Annotated in this window: 8 protein-coding genes and 1 pseudogene; 5 read left to right on the forward strand and 4 right to left on the reverse strand. The window is 64.7% G+C overall.

The features are described from left to right. Positions 1-117: 117 nt before the first annotated feature. Complete coding sequence (purB, locus tag SO140_RS38525) at positions 118-1,425, reverse strand: adenylosuccinate lyase (RefSeq protein ID WP_449377183.1); 1,308 nt, start codon at positions 1,423-1,425, stop codon at positions 118-120. Between the two features lie 521 nt (positions 1,426-1,946). On the opposite strand from purB, the gene SO140_RS38530 reads away from it, so the two are divergent. After that, the gene (locus tag SO140_RS38530; RefSeq protein ID WP_449377184.1) at positions 1,947-2,531 is read left to right on the forward strand and encodes a TetR/AcrR family transcriptional regulator; all 585 of its coding nucleotides are present in this window, start codon (positions 1,947-1,949) and stop codon (positions 2,529-2,531) included. 47 nt (positions 2,532-2,578) lie between these two features. On the opposite strand, the gene SO140_RS38535 is transcribed toward SO140_RS38530, so the two are convergent. The 3 genes from SO140_RS38535 to SO140_RS38545 are packed head-to-tail and all read right to left on the reverse strand — an operon-like array spanning position 2,579 to position 5,015. Continuing rightward, positions 2,579-2,962 (reverse strand): hypothetical protein, encoded by a 384-nt coding sequence (locus tag SO140_RS38535; protein ID WP_474798537.1) that lies wholly within the window; start codon positions 2,960-2,962, stop codon positions 2,579-2,581. A 15-nt stretch (positions 2,963-2,977) separates the two neighbouring features. Then, positions 2,978-3,631 (reverse strand): response regulator, encoded by a 654-nt coding sequence (locus tag SO140_RS38540; protein WP_449377186.1) that lies wholly within the window; start codon positions 3,629-3,631, stop codon positions 2,978-2,980. Between the two features lie 7 nt (positions 3,632-3,638). Next, positions 3,639-5,015, reverse strand: coding sequence for a sensor histidine kinase (locus tag SO140_RS38545; protein ID WP_449377187.1), 1,377 nt, complete (start codon positions 5,013-5,015; stop codon positions 3,639-3,641). A gap of 188 nt (positions 5,016-5,203) precedes the next feature. Here SO140_RS38545 and SO140_RS38550 point away from each other — a divergent pair, with 188 nt between their 5' ends. From SO140_RS38550 to SO140_RS38565, 4 genes and pseudogenes are all read left to right on the forward strand, one after another. After that, positions 5,204-5,980: a MotA/TolQ/ExbB proton channel family protein gene (locus tag SO140_RS38550; protein ID WP_449377188.1), complete on the forward strand. Its 777-nt coding sequence runs from the start codon at positions 5,204-5,206 to the stop codon at positions 5,978-5,980. After that, positions 5,970-6,641, forward strand: a complete 672-nt coding sequence (locus SO140_RS38555) for a DUF2135 domain-containing protein (RefSeq protein ID WP_449377189.1) — start codon at positions 5,970-5,972, stop codon at positions 6,639-6,641. Before SO140_RS38550 ends, SO140_RS38555 begins: the two co-directional genes overlap by 11 nt. After that, on the forward strand, positions 6,634-7,242 hold the full coding sequence (locus SO140_RS38560; protein WP_449377190.1) for a hypothetical protein: 609 nt from the start codon (positions 6,634-6,636) through the stop codon (positions 7,240-7,242). Before SO140_RS38555 ends, SO140_RS38560 begins: the two co-directional genes overlap by 8 nt. Positions 7,243-7,357: 115 nt before the next feature. Further along, positions 7,358-7,454: pseudogene (locus SO140_RS38565) on the forward strand (metallophosphoesterase family protein); the annotation flags it as partial.

Here is a 7,454-nt window from a genome sequence, read left to right on the forward strand (position 1 = left end):
GAAGCATCGAACCCGGAATCTGGAGATTGTGGTGCGAGATTCCGGGTTCACGCGGAGCCTGTCATCGGGCCGGGCTTCGCCCGGATCCGGTGGCGTGCCCCGGAATGACGGGAGAGTTCAGCTCTCCCCGAACACGCGCCTGAAGATCGTGTCGACGTGCTTGAGGTGATAACCGAGGTCGAACTGCTCCTCGATCTCGGCGTCACTGAGATATTTCTTCACCTCGGCGTCCTTCTTTAGCAGCTGCAAAAAGTCGCCTTCGCCGCGCCAGACCGGCATCGCGTTGCGCTGCACGAGCTTGTAGGCATCCTCGCGGCTCGCGCCCTTCTGCGTAAGTGCCAGCAGCACGCGCTGCGAATGCACGAGGCCGCCGAGGCGGTCGAGGTTCTTCTGCATGTTCGCGGGATAGACAAGGAGCTTGTCGACCAGGCCGGCCAGGCGCACCAGCGCGAAGTCGAGGGTGACCGTCGCATCAGGGCCCATCATGCGCTCGGCGGAGGAGTGCGAGATGTCGCGCTCGTGCCAGAGCACGACGTTTTCCAGCGCCGGCGTCACATAGGCGCGCACCATGCGCGACAGGCCGGTGAGGTTCTCCGACAGCACCGGGTTGCGCTTGTGCGGCATCGCGGAGGAACCCTTCTGGCCTTCCGAGAAGAACTCCTCGGCTTCCAGCACTTCGGTGCGCTGAAGGTGGCGGATTTCCACCGCGAGACGCTCCACGGAGGAGGCGATCACGCCAAGGGTCGCAAAATACATCGCGTGGCGATCGCGCGGGATCACTTGCGTCGAGATCGGCTCCGGCGTCAGCCCCATGGCCTTCGCAACGTGCTCTTCGACGCGCGGATCGATCTGGGCGAAGGTGCCGACGGCGCCCGAGATGGCGCAGGTCGCGACTTCCTTTCGCGCCGCGATCAGGCGTTCCTTGGCGCGCGAGAACTCGGCATAGGCAAAGGCGAGCTTGAGGCCGAACGTCACTGGCTCGGCATGGATGCCGTGGGAGCGGCCGATGGTCGGCGTCATCTTGTGCTCGAAGGCGCGCTTTTTCAACGCGGCCAGCACCTTGTCGAGATCGGCGAGCAGGAGATCGGCGGCGCGGGTGAGCTGGACGTTGAGGCAGGTGTCGAGCACGTCGGAAGAGGTCATCCCCTGGTGCACGAACCGCGCTTCGGGGCCGACGATCTCGGCGAGGTGGGTGAGGAAGGCGATGACGTCGTGCTTGGTTTCGCGCTCGATCTCGTCGATGCGGGCGACGTCGAAGGTGGCGTTGCGAGCCTTGTCCCAGACCGTCTTGGCGGCCTGCTTCGGGATCGTGCCGAGCTCGGCGAGCGCATCCGCCGCATGCGCCTCGATCTCGAACCAGATCTTGAACCGCGTCTGCGGCTCCCAGATCGAGGCCATTTCCGGGCGGGTGTAACGGGGGATCATCGCTAGACTCCAGGTGGGGCGGGGCGCGCCCGAGGGCGCGGACTCCGGCCAAAATGTCTTTTACGCCGCGATTTAGCAGAGCGGGGGGAGCGAAACAAACGGCTCGGCTCCTCAAAGGGGGGATTTGCCAGGCGTTTTCGTGGACCTGTCAATCACGAAAAACTGAATGACAGATATTGAAATCTGTCAGCAAGACATGTATATCGGTGTTCGGACGCTCCGATTGGGCGTCCCGCGGCTCCGCCCCCGGGGCCCGGGTCCGAAACAAACGGACCCATGGGCCGTAACCAAGAGGGTGGGTCGCGGACGAAGTGGAGACTTACGACAATGACGACCGAAATCATCAATATCGCCGGGCAGATTGGGCACTGGCTCAATGTGCTGGTGGCGCGCCAGATCGCGGCGCAGGCTGCAAAACTGCCGCATTAAGGCAAGAGCTTTCCGAACGACCGGCACGGCCGCTTCGGAATGCGGCCTGATCGCCGGGTGAATGGCCCCTCTCACGGGAACATGGTGCTGGCATGAACGAAGCCGTTGTCTTGACGCCGGAGCGCATTCTCGAAGTCACAGAGGACGTGCTCAGGCGCTATGGGCTTGCCAAGGCCACCGTGGTCGACGTTGCCCGCGCGCTCGATGTGAGCCATGGCAGCGTCTATCGCCATTTTCCGAGCAAGGCCTCGCTGCGCGAGGCCGTCGCCAAGCGCTGGCTCGAGCGCATGGATGCGCCGCTGCGCAAGATCGCGCAGGATACGGGGCCCGCGCCGGCGCGGCTCGAGGCCTGGCTGCGGACGTTGTTCGCCGCCAAGCGCGAGCGCGTGTGCGACGATCCCGAGATGTTCCAGACCTATCTGACGCTCGCGCGCGAAGCCTGCGCGGCGGTGAAATGCCACAAGGACGGCCTCGTCGAGCAGATGTCGGCGATCCTGTCCGACGGCGTGAAGCAAGGCCTGTTCGACGTTGCCGACACCAATGTCACCGCGCGCGCAATCTTCGATGCGACCAGCCGCTATCACCATCCCGCCCACGCCGACGAGTGGAAGGACGCCGATCTGCCAGCCCGCGTCGATGCGACGCTGACCCTGTTGCTGCGCGGGTTGAAGGCGTAAGGACGCCCCTTCACCCTCTCATTCTGACGTACAAGAGCCGTGGCTTCTCACCCTCTGGCCTTGTGCGCGAGGGGGCCGTCGCGAAGCAAAAGCGGATGAGGGGCCTTTTTCCGCGGGTGGATGGTGGCGTCGGCCGACGGCACAACCGGCGGGCTCTCCGGATATGGATTGATCTCGATTTCGACGACGTCCCTTGACCGCTTTCGAAGGCGGTAGAAGGTAAGCTCCTGTTCGAGCATGGGGCAGCGAAAGCCGACCGCAGCCGTATCCGGCAGGCGGCAGAGCTCGTCGATAAGTTCGCCTACGGTGATGATCGGGGGATGGGCGCTTCTCTTATGATTAGCCTTACTCATGGCGTTACTCCTCCACTGCATTACTAACCGGAGCTGAGTGCTCTCAGTTCCGCTGGAGCGACGCTCAACGATCTCCATGCGTCAGCATTGCTGCTAGATCCGCATCAGCCCGCAATTCGCCGCAAGCCGCACGAGCTGCGCATCCGTACGCGCGCCCGTCTTGGTTTTGATCAGATAATGGTAGTTCTGCACGGTCTTCACACTGAGATTGAGATGCGCCGCGATCTGCTCGGTGGTAACGCCGCTGACGAGCTGACGCAAAATCTCGATTTCGCGCTCACCCAGCTGATCGAGCGCCGAGCCAGTCGGTGACAGGCTCTCCTCGGCCAGAACATGGGCGATGTCGTCGCTCATGGCACGCTCGCCGCGGGCAACCGCGCGGACGGCTGCAACGACTGCGGCGGGCTCGCTGCTCTTGGTGACGAAACCGCATGCGCCGGCGCCAAAGGCAGCTTTCACCAGCACGGCCTCGTTGTGCATGGTGAAAACGAGAATGCGCGCGCGGGGATTGCGCGCGCGGATGTTGCGGATGGCTTCAAGGCCGCTCGCGCCGGGCATTGAGATGTCGAGCACGATGACGTCGGGATCATGCGTCTTGAAGGCGCCGTATGCGTCCGCGGCATTGTCGGCTTCGGCGACGACATGCAGATCGCCCTGGCTTTCCAGGACGCGGCGATAGCCTTGCCGGACGATCGGATGATCGTCGACCAGCAACACCGAGACGCCCTTTGCCGCCACCTCCGTCATGTCAGCCTCATGCGGCCAGCGGAATGGTCGCCGCCACGCTCAGCCCGCGATTGGCGCGCGCGATCGACAGCGAACCGCCGGCGGCCGCGACGCGCTCGCGGATGCCGGTCAGCCCGAAGCCGGCCGACTGTGACACCCGATCTGCATCGCCGCCCCCGTCATCCTCGACGCGGATCAGCAGCGCGTCGTCGTCGCCGGCGCGCCGCTCGATCCGCAGGTTGATCTCACGCGCCGCGCTGTGGCGCAGCGCATTGGTCAGGCATTCCTGGGCGACGCGGTAGGCGGTGGTTGCCGCCGTGCCGCTGACGTCCGCAAGGTTGCCCTTGAGGTCGAGCTGAATCGTCGGCTGTATTGCGATCTGCGAGCGCCAGCTATCGACGAGATTGACGAGGCTCGCCTCGAGCCCCAGCTCCTCCGGTAACGGATTGCGCAGCCGCTTCAGAGTGTCGCGGAGCGATGCCATGATGCGATGCGTAGCCTGCGAGATCATGCGTGCATCCTGCGCGATCCCGCTCGCATTCGTCTCCTTCGCGCTCGCCGTCCCAGTCTCAATGGTGCTGGCGAAAGCGAGGATGGCGGACAGATTTTGCCCGAACTCGTCATGCAGCTCGCGGGCGAGCGCGCGCCGCTCGTCGTCGCGGATCTCGAGCAGGCGCCGGGTCAGCGTCGCGCGTTGCTCGGTCGCTTCCTCGAGCCGGCCGCCGAGCTCGCCGACGGCCTTGCCGATCATCGCAAGCTCCATGGAGCGGAAGCGCGGCAGCGACGTGCGGTACTGCCCGCGCGCCATCCTTTGCAAGGCGGTCACGATCGAGCGGGCAGGTGCAAGCGTATGTGCGATCGCGAGCGAGGCCAGCAGCGCAATCGCTGCCGACATCAAGAGCGCGACGTCGATCACGTTGAGAATGTACTCCCAGGCGAGTGAGATCGCCGCAGCCTGATCAGGCGTCGCCACGACCGTGCCGGCAGCGGCCGCGCGCGGGCTCACCGGCCGCACCACCTCGGCATGACTGCCGAGGAGGGTCGGGACCAGGGATGCGAACCAGCGCGGCGGGGTCCGGCCGATCCCCTGGCTCTGGCCGCACAGCGGCTTCTCGAATGCGGCCGCGGGCTGGAACTGCACGCAGACGCCCGGCGCAATCAGCTTCATCGTCTCGAGCGTGCGCCAGTCCGGAACCGGTACGAGATGCTCGCGCATCCTGTTGCTGCGCAGCAAGAACTCGCGCCAGTACAGCGCCTCCAGCGCTTGCGCAACGCGCTGGGCGGAGGCGGCAGTGGCGCGATCGACGCTGCGATAGGCATCAAAAGTCGCCCAGACCGTCGCGGCGGTCAGGCACAGCGCAACGATGACAAGCAAACGGGCGACGAGCTGAAGCACGAGGCGCATGCGATCACCCCCAACGTTTGGTAGGGTCACGATAACAACGCCGTCGCACCTTGCCAATCGCGGCCGACATCGGGCGATGCTGCTCGGGAAAATTTCCCAAGCCGATTTGGGCATGGCTCTTTGGACTGCGCCGGGCGGCTTTGATCTAATCGGGGGCGGGTCGCCAACAGACCGGGGAGCGAGACAGCATGAGTTCGATCACCATCGGCAAGAGCGCGCCACCTGCGGCCGACCCGTCGGAGCGGAGCGCGCTCCTGCTCTGGATGATCTTCACGGGCCTCTCGATTTTCGCCGTCGTGCTGCTGTGGCGCTTCGGCCTGATCCATCTGATGGTGGTCTCCGACCGCACCTACATTTCGAGCGTGATCGCGGTTCTCTATGTCGTCACCTGCGGTCATTGCTTCTGGCGGACCCGCGCGATCGCGCGGGAAGGGGCGGCGGCGCGGCGCTGCCGTGCGATGCTGTCAACCAAGGACGGCAGCAAGGCGCTCGATGCCGCCGCCACATCGCTGCCACATGGCCTCGTCAGGGATCACATCGAGAGCCTGGTGACGAAGGCCGCGGCGCAGGACTATCGGCCGGTCGACCAGACGCTGCTGCTGCGGACGCTCGCCGACCGCCTGCGCGGCTCCAACGGGTTCGGCGCCTTCGTTTCGGATACGCTGATGAAGCTCGGCCTGCTCGGCACCATCATCGGCTTCATCATCATGCTGGCACCGATTGCTGGACTGGACGCGGCCGACAAGGTTGCGATGCGGTCCTCGATGGGGTTGATGAGCGACGGCATGGCGGTTGCGATGTACACGACGCTTGCGGGCCTCGTCGGCTCGATCCTGGTCCGTATCCAATACTACATGCTCGACGCCGCGACCCAGCGGGTGTTCTCCGACGCCGTCGTGTTGACCGAGACCTACGTCACGCCGGCTCTGGAACGCAAGCGTCCGGGAACGCGCCATGATGGATGATTTCGGGCTCTATCCGCGCGAGGAGCCGTTCGATCCGCTCGGCGTGATGCTGTTCAAGGCGCTCCAGGTGATCGCATTCCTGTTCTTCCTCGCGCTTCTCGCCGTCTCGCCGGACGCTAAAGACGGCAAGATCGACTCCAAGGCCGAGTTCATGATCACGCTGGACTGGCCGGACAATCATCCTGATGATCTCGACCTGTTCGTGCAGGATCCCGCCGGCAACATCGCCTGGTACCGGCATCGCGAGGCCGGCTTTCTCACCCTCGACCGCGACGACCGCGGCGGGGCCAACGACTTCATCGTGGTCAACGGCAAGAAGATCGCATCCCCCATCCGCGAGGAGATCGTCACCGTGCGCGGCATCGTCGCCGGCGAATACACCGTTAACGTCTCGCATTTCCAGGCGACCACCGGCGAGCCGGTCTCGGCGAACGTGAAGGTGCAGAAGCTCAACCCGACCGCCCAGGTGATCTTCGACAACAAGCTGACGGTCAACCATACCGGTGACGAAAAGACCGCGGTGCGGTTCCGGCTCGATTCCGAAGGCAAGGTGGTCAATGTCGACCAGCGGCCGAAATCGCTGCTGGAAACGTTCCGCAGCAGTTGGCGCAACGGCGCGGACATCGATCCCAAGACTGGCGTGAGGATGCGTCGTGACTAGCCTGCAACTCGTCATACTCACGATTTCGGTCGCTTACGCCGTGATTGGCGCACTGCTCCTGGTCGTCCTGGTCTATGGACGCCTGCACTGGTCGCTGAAGGCCATGGCCGTCATTGTGACCAGCGTCTTCTACCTCGTCAGCTTCGGCGCCATGCGCGGGCTGCTCGGCTGGGCCAGCACGGACCGGCTGCCTGGATCATTCAAGCTGTTGGCGGCGCGCATCGTCGAGCCGCATTCGCTGGAGGGTGACCCCGGCTCGATCTATCTGTGGGTCGAGGAGCTCGACGATGACCACCGGCCGAGCGGCATCCCGAGGGCATTCCGCGTTCCCTACAATGATACGCTGGCCGAGAAGACCCATGGAGCGGAGAACGAGATCGCGGCAGGACGCCCGCAGGGCGGGCGCGCCGCGGATTTCGGCGGAGGTGACGGCACCATCATCGACATGGTCCGGGAATATGTGACGCCCAAGGCCGTGATCGAGACGGCCGGCGGCGATTCATCGACTGGAGAATTCAGGGCCCCGCCGGCCGGTAGCGAGCAGGGCGCAGTGTTCACTCCGCTGCCGCCGCCCAGAATGCCCCCCAAGGACGAGCAATAGGCTCCACCCGCCTGGGCGGCAACGGCTGGTCAACAGCCGTGCGCTGGCGCATCTTGTTGACGTCCCTCAAATTGGCTTTATCGGCATACGAACAGGGTTTGAGGGTGGAGGACGCGTGCGACTGGCCGTCTTTTCGGATATCCATGGCAACCGGCAGGCTTTTGACGTGTGCCTGAAGGCGGCGCGCGAGCGCGGTGCGGAGCGCTTCATCC

It is taken from the genome of Bradyrhizobium sp. UFLA05-108 (assembly GCF_059803455.1).